This window comes from Marivita lacus, assembly GCF_014637725.1.
Lineage (GTDB): Bacteria > Pseudomonadota > Alphaproteobacteria > Rhodobacterales > Rhodobacteraceae > Marivita > Marivita lacus.
Genome location: NZ_BMFC01000001.1, coordinates 400,878 through 418,310, shown reverse-complemented (window position 1 = coordinate 418,310; position 17,433 = coordinate 400,878). Strand labels below are relative to the sequence as shown.

Here is a 17,433-nt window from a genome sequence, read left to right as displayed (position 1 = left end):
GCATGCGACCCCTGTCAGGTGTAGGCGATAACCAGCAGGACGACACCAAGGACAACCCGGTAGATCACGTAGGGCGTGAAGCTGATCGATTTCAGCAGCTTGAACATCAGTTTCAGGGCCAGCAGGGCCGACACAAAGGCAAAGACCGCAGCGATCGCGGCGTCCTTGAAGAGCGCCATATTCGCGTCTTGCGCCACTTCGACCGACAGGAGCGCGCCCGAGGCGAGGATCGTCGGGATCGACATCAGCATCGACAGTCGCGCGGCGCTGGTCCGGTCATAGCCCAATTGCCGCCCTGCGGTGATGGTGATGCCTGATCGGGATGTGCCCGGGATCAGGGCCAGCGCCTGCCAGAGGCCCATGATCGTTGCGTCCTTCAGGCTCCAGCTTTCGGCGCGTTTCGTCACCGGGCCGGTCTGGTCGGCCCAATAGAGCACGATGCCGAAAATCAGCATCATCCAGCCAATCACGACTGTCGAGCGCAACAGGTCGTTCAGGCCCGAGAGTTTGAGTGCAAGTCCCACGAGCACCACCGGGATCGTCGCGATGATCAGACAGAGCGCCCAGAACGCGCCTTGGGTGTCAATGCGGCCCTGGATGAGCCGGCCGAGACCGCAAGTCACCACCTTCACGTCCGACCGGAAATACAGGATCACGGCAAGCAGCGTCCCGACATGCACCGCCACGTCCAGCGTTTGTCCCTGATCGGTCAGCCCGGTCAGATTCGGCAGCAGAATCAGGTGGCCCGACGATGAAATCGGCAAAAATTCGGTAATGCCCTGAATCAAAGCCAGGATAAGCAAGTGGGTCAGGGCCATGGTCGGGCGTCCAGAAACGAATATCGCCTTGGGTATAACCCGTTAAAAACCAAGAGAAAGGTTTATTTTAGGGCCGTATCGGACCTAAAATAGCTGCATTGCAGCATGCTTTCCTCCTCGGGGTGCGAAAAAACGTGAAAATAGGTCAGCAGTAATGACTTTTCTTTCTGATGACTATTCTATAATGAGACGCGACCACATGAACGGAAGGATGTGAGCCATGGCAAAACAGCCAATGTTGAAGTTCGTCAAAGTTGAACGCGACATGCCCACGAAGCGTGCTGCCGAAGAGCGGCGTGCGGACTTCCAGGAGATTTACGCGGAATACGCCGATGCAAAGGCCAAGGAGCAGTCCAGCCGCTGTTCGCAATGTGGCGTGCCCTATTGCCAGTCGCACTGCCCCTTGCACAACAACATTCCCGACTGGCTGCGCCTGACCGCCGAAGGCCGGTTGCAGGAAGCCTACGAGATCAGCCAGGCCACCAACACCTTTCCCGAGATCTGTGGCCGCATCTGTCCGCAGGACCGTTTGTGCGAAGGCAACTGCGTCATCGAGAAATCGGGCCATGGCACCGTGACCATCGGATCGGTCGAGAAATACATCACCGACACCGCCTGGGACGAAGGCTGGGTTCAGCCGGTCAAGCCCGCGCGGGAGCGCAAGGAAAGCGTCGGCATCATTGGCGCTGGCCCCGGTGGTCTGGCCGCTGCCGACATGCTGCGCCGGCAGGGTGTTCAGGTCACGGTCTATGATCGCTATGATCGTGCGGGCGGTCTGATGACCTATGGCATTCCGGGCTTCAAGCTCGAGAAACCGGTCGTCACGCGTCGCAACGATCAGTTGGAAAAGGGCGGTGTGCGCTTTGTCCTGAACTGCAACATCGGCGAGGACATGTCGTTCGAGGAGATCCACGATCAACACGACGCGGTGATCATCGCCACAGGTGTCTACAAGTCGCGCGATCTGGCAGGGCCGGGATCGGGTGCGGATGGCATCATCAAGGCGCTGGACTACCTGACCGCCTCGAACCGCAAAAGCTTTGGCGACGCGGATGACGGGTTCGACAGCGGCAAGCTGAACGCCGAGGGCAAGAAGGTTGTCGTGATCGGTGGCGGCGATACCGCGATGGATTGCGTGCGCACGGCGATCCGTCAAGGCGCCACATCGGTGAAATGTCTGTACCGCCGTGACCGCGCCAACATGCCGGGGTCGCAGCGCGAGGTGCAGAATGCCGAGGAAGAGGGCGTGCAGTTCGAATGGCTCACCGCGCCCAAGGGCTTCACCGGTGATCCCGTGGATGGCGTGATCGTCGAGCGGATGCGCCTTGGCCTGCCGGACGCGACGGGCCGCCAGATGCCCGAAGTGATCGAAGGGTCGGATTATATCGAACCTGCGGATATCGTGATCAAGGCGCTGGGTTTCGAGCCCGAGGATTTGCCGACGCTCTGGGGTGTGCCCGAACTGGCCGTGACCCGCTGGGGCACGATCAAGGCGGAATTCACCTCGGGTGCCACCGCACTGCAGGGTGTGTATGCTGTCGGTGACATCGTGCGCGGCGCGTCGCTTGTCGTCTGGGCGATCCGCGACGGGCGCGATTGTGCCGAAGCGGTCATGCGCCAGTTGAACGGTGCAAGCGCCGTGGCTGCGGAATAGATCAACATTGATACAGGCCGCGCGAGGATGCGTTTCCCCGCGAACCGGCCCCTGAGGAGGGATACCAAATGACCAACTATGATGCAGAATGGGTCCGCGCCGAGGAAGCCAAGCGCAAGTGGATGGCTGAAAATGGTCTTTATTCTGAAGCGGACGAGCATTCGTCCTGCGGCGTGGGCCTCGTGGTCAGCCTTGACGGCAAGCCGTCGCGCAAGGTGGTCGCGGCGGGGATCGACGCGCTGAAGGCGATCTGGCACCGCGGTGCCGTCGATGCCGATGGCAAGACCGGCGATGGCGCGGGCATTCACGTGCAGATCCCGGCGCCCTTTTTCTATGATCAGATCGAACGTACCGGCCACACGCCGCGCATGAACGAACTTATGGCGATTGGTCAGGTGTTCCTTCCGCGTACCGATTTCGGCGCGCAGGAGACCTGCCGGACCATCGTCGAGACCGAAGTCCTGCGCATGGGCTATTACATCTACGGCTGGCGGCACGTGCCCGTCAGCGTGGGATGCCTTGGCGAAAAGGCCAACGCGACACGTCCCGAGATCGAACAGATCCTGATTTCGAACTCCAAGGGTGTGGACGAGGAAACATTCGAGCGCGAGCTTTACGTGATCCGCCGCCGGATCGAAAAGGCTGCGGCGGCTGTTGGCATCGGTCAGTTGTATATCGCGTCACTGTCCTGCCGGTCGATCATCTACAAGGGCATGATGCTGGCCGAACAGGTGGCCGAGTTCTATCCCGACCTGCAGGACGAGCGGTTCGAGAGCGCCTTCGCGATCTACCACCAGCGCTATTCGACCAACACCTTCCCGCAGTGGTGGCTGGCACAGCCATTCCGCATGTTGGCGCATAACGGCGAGATCAACACGCTTAAGGGCAACGTCAACTGGATGAAGAGCCACGAGATCCGCATGGCCTCTTCGGCCTTCGGTGACATGGCGGAGGACATCAAGCCGATCATCGCCAATGGCGCGTCCGATTCCGCCGCTCTGGATGCCGTGTTCGAAGTGCTGGTGCGCGCGGGCCGCAATGCCCCGATGGCCAAGACCATGCTGGTCCCGGAATCGTGGTCCAAGCAGGCGATCGAACTGCCCGAGGCATGGCGCGACATGTATTCCTACTGCAACTCCGTGATGGAGCCGTGGGACGGCCCCGCAGCGCTTGCCATGACCGACGGTCGCTGGGTCTGTGCCGGGCTTGACCGGAACGGGCTGCGTCCGATGCGCTATGTCGTGACGGGCGACGGCATGCTGATTGCCGGCTCCGAAGCGGGCATGGTGCCGATCGACGAAGGCACCGTGCGCGAAAAGGGCGCGCTTGGACCGGGGCAATTGCTGGCCGTCGATATGAAAGAGGGCAAGCTCTACCACGACGTCGAGATCAAGAACAAACTGGCCGCCAGCCAGCCGTTCGGTGAATGGGTCGGCAAGATCAACGAGCTTGACGAAGAGTTGGGCAAGGTGACCGAGACCGCGATGTACGAGGGCGCTGAACTGCGCCGTCGCCAGATCGCTGCGGGCTACACCATCGAGGAACTGGAGCAGGTGCTCGCCCCGATGGCCGAGGACGGCAAGGAAACACTGGCGTCGATGGGCGATGACACGCCGTCTGCGGTTCTGTCCAAGAAGTACCGCCCGCTGTCGCATTACTTCCGCCAGAACTTCAGCCAGGTGACCAACCCGCCGATCGACAGCCTGCGTGAATTCCGCGTGATGAGCCTCAAGACGCGGTTCGGCAACCTCAAGAACGTGCTGGACGAGTCGAGCGCGCAGACCGAGATCCTCGTTCTGGACAGCCCGTTCGTAGGCAATGCGCAATTCAAGGAGCTGGCCAACCACTTCAACGCCGGTCTCTGCGAGATCGACTGTACCTTCCCGGCAACAGGGGAACAGGGGGCGTTGCAGGTCGCGTTGGAGCGTGTGCGCGCCGAAGCCGAAGACGCCGTGCGCTCCGGTGCAGGGCATATCACCCTGACGGACGAGTATTGCGGCGAAGGCAAGGTGGCGATGCCGATGATCCTTGCCACCAGCGCGGTGCACAGCCACCTGACCCGCAAGGGACTGCGGACCTTCTGTTCGATCAACGTGCGCTCAGCCGAATGTATCGACCCGCATTACTTTGCGGTGCTGATCGGTGCGGGTGCGACAGTCGTGAACGCCTATCTGGCCGAGGATTCGCTGGCCGACCGCATCAAGCGCGGTCTGCTGGATCTGACGTTGACAGAGGCGGTGGCCAAGTACCGTGAAGCGGTGGATCAGGGCTTGCTCAAGATCATGTCGAAGATGGGCATTTCCGTCATCTCGTCCTATCGCGGTGGCCTGAACTTCGAGGCCGTGGGCCTGAGCCGGGCCATGTGCGCGGAATACTTCCCCGGCATGCTGAGCCGTATTTCCGGCATTGGCCTGAACGGGCTGCAGCGCAAGGCCGAGGAAATCCACGCGCTGGGCTTCCGTGGGGGTCAGGATGTTCTGCCCATCGGCGGTTTCTACAAGGCGCGTAAATCTGGCGAAACTCACGCCTGGGGTGCGCAGACGATGCACCTGATGCAGATGGCGTGCAATAAAGCGTCATACGAGATCTGGAAGACCTATTCAAAGGCGATGCAGGCGAACCCGCCGATTCATCTGCGCGATCTGCTGGCGATCAAGCCTCTGGGTGAACCTATCCCGCTTGAGCAGGTGGAATCCATTACCTCGATCCGCAAGCGCTTCGTGACTCCGGGCATGTCGCTCGGTGCGCTGTCGCCCGAGGCACACAAGACGCTGAACGTGGCGATGAACCGGATCGGGGCCAAGTCCGACTCGGGTGAAGGTGGCGAAGACCCGGCGCATTTCGTGCCCGAGCCGAACGGCGACAACCCCTCTGCCAAGATCAAGCAGGTGGCGTCGGGCCGCTTTGGTGTGACCGCCGAATACCTGAACCAGTGCGAAGAGCTGGAAATCAAGATCGCTCAGGGTGCAAAGCCCGGCGAGGGTGGTCAGCTTCCGGGGATGAAGGTCACCGACCTGATCGCCCGCCTGCGCCATTCGACCAAGGGTGTGACGCTGATTTCACCGCCGCCGCACCACGACATCTACTCGATCGAGGACCTTGCGCAGCTGATCTACGATCTCAAGCAGATCAACCCGCGCTGCAAGGTGACGGTCAAGCTGGTGGCGTCGTCGGGCGTTGGCACGATTGCGGCCGGTGTGGCCAAGGCCAAGGCGGACGTGATCCTGATTTCGGGTCACAACGGTGGCACGGGCGCGTCGCCTGCGACCTCGATCAAATACGCCGGTCTGCCGTGGGAGATGGGCCTGACCGAGGCGCATCAGGTTCTGTCGATGAACAAGCTTCGGGATCGCGTGACCTTGCGGACCGATGGTGGTCTGCGCACGGGGCGTGACATCGTCATGGCGGCAATGCTGGGGGCCGAGGAATACGGCATCGGCACAGCCGCGCTGATCGCGATGGGCTGCATCATGGTGCGTCAGTGCCAGTCGAACACCTGCCCGGTCGGTGTCTGCACGCAGGACGAAGAACTGCGGGGCAAGTTCACCGGCAACGCGGACAAGGTGGTGAACCTCATCACCTTCTACGCGCAGGAAGTGCGGGACGTTCTGGCTTCGATCGGGGCAAGGTCCTTGGAAGAGGTGATCGGCCGCGCCGATCTGCTGAGCCAGGTCAGCCGTGGGTCGGATCATCTGGACGATCTGGACCTCAACCCGCTCCTGATCCGTGTCGATGGGTCGGACGACATCGTCTATGACCGCAACCGTCCGCGCAACCCGGTGCCGGATACGCTCGATGCCGAGATTGTCCGCGACGCGGCGCGGTTCCTCGAGGATGGTGAGAAGATGCAGCTGTCCTACGCGGTGCAGAACACCGACCGCACCGTCGGCACCCGCACCTCGAGCCATATCGTGCGCAAGTTCGGCATGCGCAATTCGCTGCAGCCGAACCACCTGACGGTGAAACTGACCGGCTCTGCGGGACAGTCTCTGGGGGCGTTTGCAGCGCCGGGGCTCAAGCTCGAAGTGTCGGGCGATGCCAACGATTATGTCGGAAAGGGCCTGTCGGGGGGCACCATCGTTGTCCGCCCACCGATGATGTCGCCGCTGGTGGCCGCCGACAACACGATCATCGGCAACACCGTGCTTTACGGGGCGACCGATGGGTACCTCTTTGCCGCCGGTCGCGCGGGCGAACGCTTTGCCGTGCGGAACTCGGGGGCCAAGGTCGTGGTCGAAGGTTGCGGATCGAACGGCTGTGAATACATGACCGGCGGCGTAGCCGTGATCCTGGGTGATATCGGTGCCAATTTCGGCGCGGGCATGACCGGGGGGATGGCGTATCTCTATGACCCCGAAGGCAAGGCGCAGGCGCTCATGAACATGGAAAGCCTCGTGACTTGTCCGGTGACGGTCGATCACTGGGTCGACCAGATGAAGGGTCTGATCGAACGGCATGTCGAGGAAACCATGAGCCGCAAGGCGCAGGACATCCTGCAGCACTGGGACCTTGAACTGGGCAACTTCATGCAAGTCTGCCCGAAAGAGATGCTGGACAAGATCAGCCATCCGCTGGAGATCGAAAAGCGGGCGGTCCCTGCCGAATAAGCGCGGCGATGCGTTGACATCAAGAACCCGGCCATCTGGCCGGGTTTTTCATGGTGAGGATATTTTGCGGATTTGCTGCGCTCAGCGCGCAAGCAGGAGAGCGGCGCCAAGTACGATTGGCACCGATGCCCCAAGACGGGTCAGCACAAATACCCAATTCCGTTTTCTTGCGGTGATGCGGATGAGACCACCCATGGTCAGGCCGAGTCCGATCAGGCTTGCCGGCAGCGCGATCACACCGACAAGAGCGATGGCAAGCCACGCCTCAAGATAGCCAGCGCGAACAAGCAGCCAGAGCGTCAGCGCGGCCACCCCCGCCACGGACATGAGACCTATGCCTTGGACCAGCGCCTGACCGGGCAGAGTATAGGCGCAGGCCAACCAGATGCTGGCCGCGTAAATTCCCAAGAGCACGAAAAGCATGAGCATGCTCTTGGTCTTGTGCGATATCGGGCAAAAAGCAAACAGGTTTCACCGTGTTGCCACGCGGATGTCCAGCTTGTAACGGAAACCACCGCTACGCCGGAGGGTGGATCGGATCACAGAGGATGTTTTCTTGGATGGCAGTTGCGCCTAATGTGCCTGCGATGGCGAGCGGTAAACCCAAAGACACATCTCAGCAGGGGCCTCGGCTGGACAAGCCGAAGTCCAAGCGCGCGCGCGTGGCCAAAGAGCCGGGGCTGGTGGACAAGATCCTCGCACCCTATCGCTGGCTGCTGAAATGGAGCGTTCGTGCGGGTCTGGGACTGATCGTGCTGGTGCTTGCGTTGGTGGTCTTGTTCGGTTTCGTGAACCCGCCGACGACGCACACCATGTGGTCAGAAGGTCGGCGTCTCGGGGCGCCGGTCGATCAGGTCTGGGTCGATGCCGATCAGATTGCGCCCGTGATGTTCCGCTCTGCGGTCGCGGCAGAGGACGCGAATTTCTGTCTGCATTGGGGGTTCGATGTTGCCGCGATCCAGGCTGCGATCGAAGCAGGCGGCGCGCGGGGCGCTTCGACCATCTCGCAACAGGTCGTCAAGAACGTGTTCCTTTGGCAGCAGCGGTCCTGGGCGCGCAAGGGTATGGAGGCGGTGCTGACCCCGGTTTCAGAGGCGATGTGGTCGAAGCGGCGCATCCTCGAGCTGTATCTGAACGTGGCCGAATTCGACGAGGGCGTGTTCGGTGTGCAGGCGGCGGCGCAGCATTATTTCGGCGTCGATGCCCGCGATCTCAGCGCGCTACAGGCGGCAAGACTGGCGGCGATCCTGCCGTCCCCGAAGACAAGATCGGCCTCGAGGCCCAGCGATTTTGTGGAGCGGCGCGCCCGGTCGATCCGGGGCGGTGCGGAGACCATCAATCAGGACGGACGGGCCGCCTGTTTCCAGAATTGAGCCTGCGCAGATGAGACGAAAACCGCGCGAACGGGATTAAACCGGCGCGGGGCCATTGTATTGTGGGGCGCTTCGCGGCAATTAGTGGACGTCTGAACCACCATCTTCGGGACCCTCTTCGCATGGCCAAACTGTATCATGTTCCGTTGTCTCCGTTCTGTCGGAAGGTCCGGCTGAGCCTTGCGGAAAAGAAGATCGAGTGCGAACTGATCGAAGAGAAGTACTGGGAAAAAGACCCGGATTTCCTGCGCCGCAACCCTGCTGCCAAGGTTCCTGTTCTCAAGATCGACGGGCGCACCATGGCCGAAAGTGCAGCAATCTGTGAATATCTCGAAGAGAAGTATCCCGCACCGCCGCTGATGCCCCGCTCGCTTGATGCGCGCTACGAAGTGCGGCGCCTTGTGGGCTGGTTCGACGACAAGTTCCACAACGAGGTCACGTCCAAGCTGCTTTATGAGCGGGTGAACAAGAAGGTCACCAAGCAAGGTTTTCCGGACAGTGGAAATGTCAAGGCAGGGGCCAAGGCGATCAAGTATCACCTCGATTACATGGCGTGGCTTCTGGATCACCGCCGTTGGCTGGCGGGCGACACGATGACGCTGGCGGATTTCGCAGCGGCCGCGCATCTGTCTTCGCTGGATTATATCCGTGACGTGGACTGGAACCGCAGCGCGGTGGTCAAGGATTGGTATGCCAAGATCAAGTCGCGCCCGGCCTTTCGGTCGATCCTTGCCGATCAGGTTCCGGGGTTCCCCCAACCACCGCATTATGCCGATCTGGATTTTTGAGGCAGGGCAGATTTTTCGTCCGAAAAATCCGCCACTGGGGTGCCAGCCCCGTCGTCCATTGGGCTTGAACCAATGGCGCCACAATGGACGACCCCCCGGCATATTTGGAAAAAGAAGAAGACAGGGGCGGGGATGGACCTGACAGCCCGGATAAAATCGCAGGCGATCGCCGAAGGGTTTTCGGCCTGTCACATCTGTCGGCCCTGGGACGTGCCGGAGGTGCCCGCGCGACTGCAGGCGTTTCTGGACAAGGGGTATCACGGCCAGATGGGGTGGCTGGAGGACCGTGCGCATTGGCGTGGTGCGCCGCAGGTGCTGTGGCCAGAGGCGCGCTCGGTGATCATGCTGGCCGAGAATTACGGGCCGGATCACGATCCTTTGGAATTGCTGGAGCATCCCGAACAGGCTGCGATTTCGGTCTATGCGCAGAACCGCGATTATCATGATGTGCTCAAGAAACGGCTCAAGCGGCTGGCGCGCTGGCTGATTGCCGAGGCCGGCGGCGAGGTGAAGGTGTTCGTGGACACGGCACCCGTGCCGGAAAAAGCGCTGGGGCAGGCGGCGGGGCTTGGGTGGCAGGGCAAGCACACGAACCTCGTATCGCGTGATCTGGGGTCGTGGTTCTTTATCGGATCGGTGTTCACGACGCTGGACCTGGTGCCCGACCCGGCCGAGGTCGATCATTGCGGGTCGTGCCGCAAGTGTCTGGACGTGTGCCCGACGGAGGCATTTCCTGTGCCCTACCAGCTCGATGCGCGGCGGTGCATCTCCTACCTGACCATCGAACATCACGGGCCGGTCGATGAGGACCTGCGCGCGTTGATGGGCAACCGGATTTATGGCTGTGACGATTGCCTCGCCGTCTGTCCCTGGAACAAGTTCGCCAGTCGCGCATCGGAAGTGAAGTACCATGCACGCGATGATCTGTTGGCACCCGACCTCGCGGAACTGGCGCAACTGGATGATGTGGCGTTCCGCGAGCGGTTCTCGGGATCTCCGATCAAGCGGATCGGGCGCAACCGTTTTGTCCGCAACGTGCTTTATGCCATCGGCAATTCCGGAGCGCCGAACTTGCGGGCCGTGGCGCAGGGATTGGTGGACGATCCCGATGAAACCGTCGCCGATGCCGCGCGCTGGGCCGTGATGCGACTTGCCGATGTCGCAAACGCGCGGGCCAAGTCGGGCGACTAGGCTAGGTCCATCGCAGGAGGCGGCGTTATGGCAATTCTATTGGGTGTGGACACCGGCGGTACCTATACCGACGCGGTGCTGATGCGCGACGAAGACGCGGTGATCGCCAGTGCCAAGGCGCTGACGACGCGACAGGATCTGGCCATCGGTGTGCGCGAAGCGGTTCAGGCGGTGCTGGCCAACTCGTCCGTGGCTCCACAAGACATCGCGCTGGCCTCGCTGTCGACGACGCTTGCCACCAATGCTCTGGTCGAAGGGCAGGGCGCGCGCGTGGCGTTGATCTATATCGGCTTTTCCGAGCGCGATCTGGCAGCGCAGGGTCTGGCCGATGCGCTTGGCGGCGATCCGGTCTTGGTGTTGCCTGGGGGCCACAGCCACGGCGGGGCCGAGGTTGCGCCGCTGGATGTGCAGCGGATCGCGGATTGGGCCAGCTCGCAGGACGTGTCGGCCTTTGCCATCGCTGCGCAATTCGGCACCCGCAACCCGGCGCACGAGGTGGCCGCGCGGGATGCGGTTCGGCTGGCGACCGGGCGACCCGTCACCTGTTCGCATGAGCTGTCGGCCAAGCTGGGGGGTCCGAAACGGGCGCTGACGGCGGTTCTCAACGCGCGGCTGATCGGTCTGACCCATCGGTTGATCGGGCGGGCCGAAGGGGCCCTGCGCGAAATTGGCATCGATGCGCCGCTGATGGTCGTCCGGGGCGACGGTGCGCTGATGTCGGCGGCACAGGCGCAGGAGCGTCCCATCGAGACCATCCTGAGCGGGCCTGCCGCCTCCATCGTCGGGGCGCGGTGGCTGACGCGGGCGGATCACGCGCTGGTGTCGGATATCGGCGGGACGACGACGGATATCGCGGTTCTGCGCAACGGCCAGCCGGTGATCGACCCCGATGGCGCACGGGTTGGGCCGCATCGCACCATGGTCGAGGCAGTGGCGATGCGCACGCATGGGCTGGGCGGTGACAGCGAGGTCCGGTTGACCAGCGAAGGTCTGAGCGGCGGCGTGAGCCTTGGGCCGAGGCGGGTGCTGCCTGTCGCCCTGGTGGCGCAGGACGCGCCAGAGGTGGTGCATCGCGCGCTGGACGCGCAACTGAACCGCGCTGTGCCGGGAGAATACGATGCGCGCTTCGTGCGCCTGGTCGAAGGTCAGGATGCAGTTGGACTGTCCGAACGGGAGCGCGCGGTGCTGGACCGGATCACCGTTCCGCCGCAGCCCTTGGGATCCGTCGTGCAAACGCGTCTGGAAGCCCAGTCGCTGCGGCTCTTGGTGTCGCGGGGGCTGGTTCAGGTGGCTGGTCCAACGCCGACGGATGCGCTTCATGTGCTGGGGCGGTTCACCCATTGGGACGCCTCGGCGTCGGAAAAGGCGTTGGCGTTGCTGGCGCGCAATCGGGCCGGATCGGGAGAGCGCCATGCGCACTCCCCGCAAGAGATGGCAGGCCAGATCGTCGATGCGTTGACGCACGCCACCGGAACCGCGCTGCTTGAGGCGGCTTTTGCCGAGGACGGGTTGGACGACCCGGCAATGCTTGCCGTGCATCCGTTGTTGCAACGCGGATTGCGGCAGGTGCCGGGGCTTGTGCGCCTCAGTGCCGGGTTGAGCGTGCCGGTCGTGGGGCTGGGCGCATCGGCGCAGACAACCTATCCGGCGGTGGGGGCGTATCTGAATGCCGAGATGTTGCTGCCCGAGCATGGGGATGTGGCCAATGCGATCGGTGCGGTCACGGGACGTATCCGTATGCTGCGGGAGGGTTTGGTGAGCAGCCCGTCCGAGGGTCTTTTCCGCGCGCATTTGCCCGACGCGCCGCAGGATTTCCAGACGGCCGAGGCCGCGATGACGCGTCTCGAGACGGCGTTGAGCGCGGTTGCGACCCAGGATGCCGAAGCGGCAGGCGCGGCCTCGGTGCATCTGCAGGTCACGCGCGAGGTCAAGCGGGCCGAGATCGAGGCCCGCGAGATGTTCGTCGAGGCGCGGATCGTCGTCGAGGCGACGGGGCGACCCCGCATCGCGGCTCACGCTCGGGAGACCGCGCTGTAACAGGGGTTGGACTTTGACCGATCCGCGCCATCTATAGGGACAAGCTCACGGACAGGAGGCGATCTATGCCCAAATACGAAAAGAACCCGGATGTCATTGCGACGCTGACCCCGGAGCAGTTCTACGTCACGCAGGAAAGCGGGACGGAACGGCCCGGCACGGGGGAGTACCTCAACAACAAGGAACCCGGCATCTACGTGGATATCGTCAGCGGTGAGCCGCTGTTCGCCAGCGCCGACAAGTACGAGTCGGGCTGCGGCTGGCCCAGCTTTACCAAGCCGATCGAACCGGCGCATGTCACCGAATTGCGCGACATGAGCCTTGGGATGGTCCGCACGGAGGTGCGCTCTGCCCATGGGGACAGCCATCTGGGCCATGTGTTCCCGGACGGCCCGCGCGACCGGGGTGGTCTCCGCTATTGCATCAATTCCGCCAGCCTGCGGTTCATCCATCGCGACGAGATGGAGGCCGAGGGCTATGGCGCTTATCTGGATCAAGTGGAGGATGTGGCATGAGTGAACGTGCAGTACTGGCGGGGGGGTGTTTCTGGGGCATGCAGGACCTGATCCGCAAGCTGCCCGGCGTGCATGAAACCCGCGTGGGCTATACGGGTGGCGACGTGCCCAACGCGACCTATCGCAATCATGGCACCCATGCCGAGGGGATCGAGGTCATCTTTGATCCGTCCGTGATCTCGTATCGCAAGCTGCTTGAGGTGTTCTTTCAGATCCACGATCCGACCACTCTCAACCGGCAGGGCAATGACCGTGGGCTCAGCTATCGCTCGGCGATCTACTATGTCGACGATCAGCAGAAAGCTGTTGCCGAGGACACGATCGCCGATGTGAACGCGTCCGGCATCTGGCCGGGCAAGGTGGTCACCGAAGTGGAGCCCGTTGGCGATTTCTGGGAGGCCGAGCCTGAGCATCAGGATTATCTTGAGCGGTTCCCGAATGGCTACACCTGCCATTTCCCGCGCCCGGATTGGGTGCTGCCCAAGCGCGACGCGGCGGAGTAGGTAAAGATGCCTGAGCTTCCCTGTAACGGAAGCTCAGGCCTTGCTGCCGCCGATCCGGGGTTCCGTGCCCGCCTTGAGGCGCGCCATGTTCTCGCGGTGCCGCCAGACGATCAGCAGCGCAAGCGCAAGGGTGAGCACAAAGACCTGTCCCTGACCGACAAGCAGGCACCACAGGGTTGACCAAGTTGCCGCGACCAGTGCCGACAGGCTGGAAATACGGCTGATCACGGCGGTGGCGAACCACGTGGCACAGGCCAGAAGGCCCACCGGCCATGCGAGTGCCAGCATCAGGCCAAGGAATGTTGCAACACCCTTGCCACCCTTGAAGCCCAGCCAGACCGGAAAGCAATGGCCCAGAAAGGCCATCAGCGCGGCGATCTGGGCGGCGTCCTCGCCTGCCATGGAACGGGCGAGCAACACGGCGGCTGCGCCCTTGGCCCCATCGAGAATAAGAGTGGCGGCTGCCGCGCCCTTGTTGCCGGTGCGCAGCACGTTGGTCGCGCCGATATTGCCCGATCCGATTTCGCGCAGGTTGCCCAGACCCAAGGCCCGTGTCAGCAACAAGCCGAACGGGATGGACCCCAGCAGATAGCCGACAGCGCCCCAGAGGGCAAGAAGCGTTAAGCTGGTCTCAAGCGATGGCATCAGGTGCTCCGGTAGACCGAGGTTCCGCTGACGAAGGTTTCGAGAACCTTACCCTGCAATCTTGCGCCGTCAAAGGGCGTGTTTTTCGACTTCGATTTCAGTTCGAACCGGTCCAGAACAATGGGCTTGTCGGGATCGAACAGAACGAGGTCCGCAGGCGCGCCCTTGGTCAGGCGACCGCAGTCAAGGCCAAGCCGCTTGGCCGGGTTCAACGACAGCGCGCGGAACAGCGTCGGCAGGTCCAGATCGCCGGAATGATAGAGGCGCATCAGCACCGGAAGCATCGTCTCCAGACCCACGGCACCGCTTGCGGCTTCCTCGAAGGGGAGGCGTTTGCTTTCCTCGTCCTGCGGCGTGTGGAACGATCCGATCACGTCGATCAGGCCGGACTTGACCGCCTCGACAACTGCCTGCCGGTCATCCTCGGACCGAAGCGGCGGCTTGACCTTGAAGAAGGTGCGGTAGTCGGCAACATCGTATTCGTTCAGCGTCAGATGGTGCATCGATACACCAGCCGTGACATCGAAGCCGTTGCGCTTGGCCCGTTCCAGCGCGGGCAGGGCGCGGGTCGTGGTGATCTGGTCGGCGTGGTAGCGCACACCGGTCATTTCAACCAGGGCGATATCCCGGTCCAGCCCCATGCGTTCGGCCATCGGTGTGACACTCGGCAACCCGCGCAGTGAGGCGAACTTGCCCGATGTGGTGGCTGCGCCTGCGGACAGGTTGGGTTCCTGCGGGTGTCCGACAATCAGCGCCCCCAAAGCGCGGGCATAGGTCATCGCGCGGCTCAGCACCTTGGTGTCGCGCACAACGCGGTCGCAATCGGTGAAGGCGACGGCCCCGGCATCCATCAGGAAGCCGATCTCGGTCATCTCGCGCCCGTCGCGCCCCTTGGTCAGGGCGGCCATGGGCAGGACATGCACGGGGGCCGCCTCGTTGGCGCGGCGGCGCACGAATTCGAGCGTTTCAGGCGTGTCGATGGCGGGGTTCGTGTCGGGACGGGTGACGATGGTGGTCACACCGCCCGCTGCTGCGGCCAGCCCGGCCGAGCCATAGCTTTCCTTGTGCCGTTCTCCGGGCTCGCAGATCTTGACGCCGATATCCACGATGCCGGGGGCAAGGCACTTGCCACGGGCATCGCGGCGGTTCTCGGACGGGATATTGTCCGTGCTGATTTCGGGTGCCGGTGTGTCGAACACCTCTGCGATCACACCGTTGCGGATCAGCACGGCACCCGTCCTGACGGTGGCGGCGTCCGGGTCGATCAGCCGGGCATTCGTGATAAGGAGTGTCATGTCACGCTGCCTGCTTCTGCCGCGCCGCGTTGATCGTGTCGATCACCGCCTTGGGGTCGGGTTGATACTTGATGAGGTGCTTCAACCCCGATTTGGTCACGATCTGCACTGAACCGGCAATTATGCGCAACTTTGCGATGTCATCGAGGTTGGCCTGACGCTCGTAAGGGCCCTTGAGGCCCGTGCGGTTCAGGACCCAGACCTCGTCCATGACCTCGTCCGCCATGTACCAGCCCCGCAGGGCCACGGCGGCCAGACCCCCAATCGCGCCGGTCCAGATATGCGGGTTGCCAAGGACCCACAGGATGACCATGCCCGCCGCCATTGCAAACAGAGTCATCACCGCATGGGCGCGGATATAGGTGGACATATCAGGTTTGAATTCGATCATGGGCGCTTTCGGCAACAATCAATTGAGCAGGACCCGGGCGGCGACGACCGCCAGGGGGACCAGGAAAAACAGGCCGATGACGACCCAAATGGCGGTGTTCGACGTTTTTGGTGCCCCACCTTTCGGGGTGCCGACTATGCCCTTGGCCGATGTCGTGCGGATCGGCGCTCCGCCCGGAGCGGGTTTCGGTTCGTTGAACGTGCCGACCCAGCGCAGGGGTGCCGCGATGGTCAGATCCTGTTCGGTCTGGTCGAAAGCCTGTGACGGCAGCACGAGCGCGAAGCCCGTCAGCTGATCGAGGCGCGGGCGCATCTTGTCGAAATCCGCTCCGCTCACGTCATGGGCGCTGACCAGGTATTGCGACAGCGACATTTCCCCCAGATCGCGGAGGTCGACCACTTCGACAAAGGCCGCCCGTAGCGATGTCGCCCCAAGCGCGTATTGCACCGGCCATTCCCCGGTGCCCGCCTGCGTGGTAAACCGGTCGACCGCTTCGCGCGGCAGGTCAATGTGGAAGACCCGGATCACACCGCGCTCGCTGCTCTTGATGTGCATTTTCGTGCTCACACCATCACACCTTCGGGTTGCGCCGCGCGCCGTTCCCTGAGCGACCGGGCGAGCAGGTCCATGGCTGCCATGCGCACGGCGACACCCATCTCGACCTGTTCCTGGATCACGGAGCGGTTGATATCGTCCGCGAGTGTGCCGTCGATTTCGACCCCCCGATTCATGGGTCCGGGATGCATGACGATGGCATCCTCCTTGGCGTGACCCAGCTTTTCCGCGTCCAGCCCGTAGCGGTGGTAATATTCGCGTTCAGACGGGATGAACCCGCCATCCATGCGTTCTTTCTGCAGCCGCAGCATCATCACCACGTCCACATCCTTGAGGCCTTCGCGCATGTCCTCGAACACTTCGACCCCGAATTCACCGATTCCGGCGGGCATCAGCGTGGGCGGGCCTACAAGACGCACGCGGTTTTCCATCTTGCCCAGAAGCAGGATATTCGACCGGGCCACGCGGCTATGCGCGATGTCACCGCAAATGGCGATGGACAGGCGGTGCAGGCGTCCCTTGGCACGGCGGATGGTCAGCGCGTCCAGAAGCGCCTGCGTCGGGTGTTCGTGCTGGCCGTCACCGGCGTTCAGCACCGCGCAATTCACCTTTTGCGACAGAAGGTCGACCGCGCCGGAATGCGGATGCCGGACCACCAGCAGATCGGGATGCATCGCATTCAACGTCAGCGCGGTATCGACAAGGGTTTCGCCCTTTTTCACCGACGAGGCCTGCATCGCCATGTTCATCACATCCGCGCCCAGCCGTTTGCCCGCCAGCTCAAAGCTGGCCTGCGTGCGGGTGGAGTTCTCGAAGAACATGTTGATCTGCGTCATGCCCGCCAGAACATCGGTGCTGGGCGTCCGCTTTCGGTTGCGGTCGGCATACTGGTCCGACAGATCGAGCAGCGTCGTGATTTCGTCCGGACGGAGGGGTTCGATCCCAAGCAGGTGTCGTTGATCGAAACGCATCATCTGGCCTTTTCGGAGTGGTCGGGTGCTTATAGAAACTGCGCCGCCGCGCGGCAAGACCGTCATCCCTTTTGTGCGCCAGATTGCCGG

General features: G+C 62.7%; 15 protein-coding genes. 8 read left to right on the top strand and 7 right to left on the bottom strand.

What is annotated here, in order from left to right; all coding sequences use genetic code 11:
• Positions 1–14: 14 nt before the first annotated feature.
• Complete coding sequence (locus IEV82_RS02110) at positions 15–818, bottom strand: undecaprenyl-diphosphate phosphatase (RefSeq protein ID WP_188480290.1); 804 nt, start codon at positions 816–818, stop codon at positions 15–17.
• 220 nt (positions 819–1,038) lie between these two features.
• On the opposite strand from IEV82_RS02110, the gene IEV82_RS02105 reads away from it, so the two are divergent.
• Together IEV82_RS02105 and gltB are read left to right on the top strand one after the other, a co-directional pair.
• Positions 1,039–2,472 (top strand): NAD(P)-dependent oxidoreductase, encoded by a 1,434-nt coding sequence (locus IEV82_RS02105; protein ID WP_188480289.1) that lies wholly within the window; start codon positions 1,039–1,041, stop codon positions 2,470–2,472.
• Positions 2,473–2,540: 68 nt separating this feature from the next.
• Positions 2,541–7,079, top strand: coding sequence for a glutamate synthase large subunit (gene gltB / locus IEV82_RS02100; RefSeq protein ID WP_188480288.1), 4,539 nt, complete (start codon positions 2,541–2,543; stop codon positions 7,077–7,079).
• 81 nt (positions 7,080–7,160) lie between these two features.
• Here gltB and IEV82_RS02095 read toward each other — a convergent pair whose 3' ends face one another.
• Complete coding sequence (locus tag IEV82_RS02095) at positions 7,161–7,508, bottom strand: hypothetical protein (protein ID WP_188480287.1); 348 nt, start codon at positions 7,506–7,508, stop codon at positions 7,161–7,163.
• A gap of 131 nt (positions 7,509–7,639) precedes the next feature.
• On the opposite strand from IEV82_RS02095, the gene mtgA reads away from it, so the two are divergent.
• From mtgA to msrA, 6 genes are all read left to right on the top strand, one after another.
• The gene (gene mtgA / locus IEV82_RS02090; RefSeq protein ID WP_229747633.1) at positions 7,640–8,452 is read left to right on the top strand and encodes a monofunctional biosynthetic peptidoglycan transglycosylase; all 813 of its coding nucleotides are present in this window, start codon (positions 7,640–7,642) and stop codon (positions 8,450–8,452) included.
• Positions 8,453–8,574: 122 nt separating this feature from the next.
• Positions 8,575–9,240: an FtsZ-binding protein FzlA gene (fzlA, locus tag IEV82_RS02085; RefSeq protein WP_188480286.1), complete on the top strand. Its 666-nt coding sequence runs from the start codon at positions 8,575–8,577 to the stop codon at positions 9,238–9,240.
• Positions 9,241–9,372: 132 nt separating this feature from the next.
• Positions 9,373–10,431, top strand: a complete 1,059-nt coding sequence (queG, locus tag IEV82_RS02080) for a tRNA epoxyqueuosine(34) reductase QueG (protein ID WP_188480285.1) — start codon at positions 9,373–9,375, stop codon at positions 10,429–10,431.
• Positions 10,432–10,458: 27 nt separating this feature from the next.
• Entirely contained in the window at positions 10,459–12,468 is a 2,010-nt protein-coding gene (locus IEV82_RS02075) for a hydantoinase/oxoprolinase N-terminal domain-containing protein (protein ID WP_188480284.1), read from the top strand.
• Positions 12,469–12,533: 65 nt separating this feature from the next.
• Positions 12,534–12,983, top strand: a complete 450-nt coding sequence (gene msrB / locus IEV82_RS02070) for a peptide-methionine (R)-S-oxide reductase MsrB (RefSeq protein WP_188480283.1) — start codon at positions 12,534–12,536, stop codon at positions 12,981–12,983.
• The gene (msrA, locus tag IEV82_RS02065) at positions 12,980–13,486 is read left to right on the top strand and encodes a peptide-methionine (S)-S-oxide reductase MsrA (protein ID WP_188480282.1); all 507 of its coding nucleotides are present in this window, start codon (positions 12,980–12,982) and stop codon (positions 13,484–13,486) included. The genes msrB and msrA overlap by 4 nt, the downstream gene beginning before the upstream one ends.
• Positions 13,487–13,519: 33 nt before the next feature.
• Here the strand turns inward: msrA and plsY are convergent, their stop codons facing one another.
• The 5 genes from plsY to IEV82_RS02040 are packed head-to-tail and all read right to left on the bottom strand — an operon-like array spanning position 13,520 to position 17,343.
• Complete coding sequence (gene plsY / locus IEV82_RS02060) at positions 13,520–14,131, bottom strand: glycerol-3-phosphate 1-O-acyltransferase PlsY (protein WP_188480281.1); 612 nt, start codon at positions 14,129–14,131, stop codon at positions 13,520–13,522.
• Positions 14,131–15,426 (bottom strand): dihydroorotase, encoded by a 1,296-nt coding sequence (pyrC, locus tag IEV82_RS02055; RefSeq protein ID WP_188480280.1) that lies wholly within the window; start codon positions 15,424–15,426, stop codon positions 14,131–14,133. The genes plsY and pyrC overlap by 1 nt, the downstream gene beginning before the upstream one ends.
• 1 nt (position 15,427) lies before the next feature.
• On the bottom strand, positions 15,428–15,817 hold the full coding sequence (locus IEV82_RS02050; protein WP_188480279.1) for a hypothetical protein: 390 nt from the start codon (positions 15,815–15,817) through the stop codon (positions 15,428–15,430).
• A gap of 18 nt (positions 15,818–15,835) precedes the next feature.
• Positions 15,836–16,372 carry an aspartate carbamoyltransferase catalytic subunit gene (locus IEV82_RS02045; RefSeq protein ID WP_188480278.1) on the bottom strand — a complete coding sequence of 179 codons (537 nt, stop codon included), beginning with the start codon at positions 16,370–16,372 and terminating at the stop codon, positions 15,836–15,838.
• Positions 16,373–16,380: 8 nt separating this feature from the next.
• Entirely contained in the window at positions 16,381–17,343 is a 963-nt protein-coding gene (locus IEV82_RS02040) for an aspartate carbamoyltransferase catalytic subunit (RefSeq protein WP_188480787.1), read from the bottom strand.
• Between the last annotated feature and the right edge of the window lie 90 nt (positions 17,344–17,433).

Coding starts and splice junctions, on each gene's coding strand:
- IEV82_RS02110 (WP_188480290.1), bottom strand. CDS start 818: ATGGCCCTGACCCACTTGCTTATCCTGGCTTTGATTCAGGGCATTACC.
- IEV82_RS02105 (WP_188480289.1), top strand. CDS start 1,039: ATGGCAAAACAGCCAATGTTGAAGTTCGTCAAAGTTGAACGCGACATG.
- gltB (WP_188480288.1), top strand. CDS start 2,541: ATGACCAACTATGATGCAGAATGGGTCCGCGCCGAGGAAGCCAAGCGC.
- IEV82_RS02095 (WP_188480287.1), bottom strand. CDS start 7,508: ATGCTCATGCTTTTCGTGCTCTTGGGAATTTACGCGGCCAGCATCTGG.
- mtgA (WP_229747633.1), top strand. CDS start 7,640: ATGGCAGTTGCGCCTAATGTGCCTGCGATGGCGAGCGGTAAACCCAAA.
- fzlA (WP_188480286.1), top strand. CDS start 8,575: ATGGCCAAACTGTATCATGTTCCGTTGTCTCCGTTCTGTCGGAAGGTC.
- queG (WP_188480285.1), top strand. CDS start 9,373: ATGGACCTGACAGCCCGGATAAAATCGCAGGCGATCGCCGAAGGGTTT.
- IEV82_RS02075 (WP_188480284.1), top strand. CDS start 10,459: ATGGCAATTCTATTGGGTGTGGACACCGGCGGTACCTATACCGACGCG.
- msrB (WP_188480283.1), top strand. CDS start 12,534: ATGCCCAAATACGAAAAGAACCCGGATGTCATTGCGACGCTGACCCCG.
- msrA (WP_188480282.1), top strand. CDS start 12,980: ATGAGTGAACGTGCAGTACTGGCGGGGGGGTGTTTCTGGGGCATGCAG.
- plsY (WP_188480281.1), bottom strand. CDS start 14,131: ATGCCATCGCTTGAGACCAGCTTAACGCTTCTTGCCCTCTGGGGCGCT.
- pyrC (WP_188480280.1), bottom strand. CDS start 15,426: ATGACACTCCTTATCACGAATGCCCGGCTGATCGACCCGGACGCCGCC.
- IEV82_RS02050 (WP_188480279.1), bottom strand. CDS start 15,817: ATGATCGAATTCAAACCTGATATGTCCACCTATATCCGCGCCCATGCG.
- IEV82_RS02045 (WP_188480278.1), bottom strand. CDS start 16,372: ATGCACATCAAGAGCAGCGAGCGCGGTGTGATCCGGGTCTTCCACATT.
- IEV82_RS02040 (WP_188480787.1), bottom strand. CDS start 17,343: ATGCGTTTCGATCAACGACACCTGCTTGGGATCGAACCCCTCCGTCCG.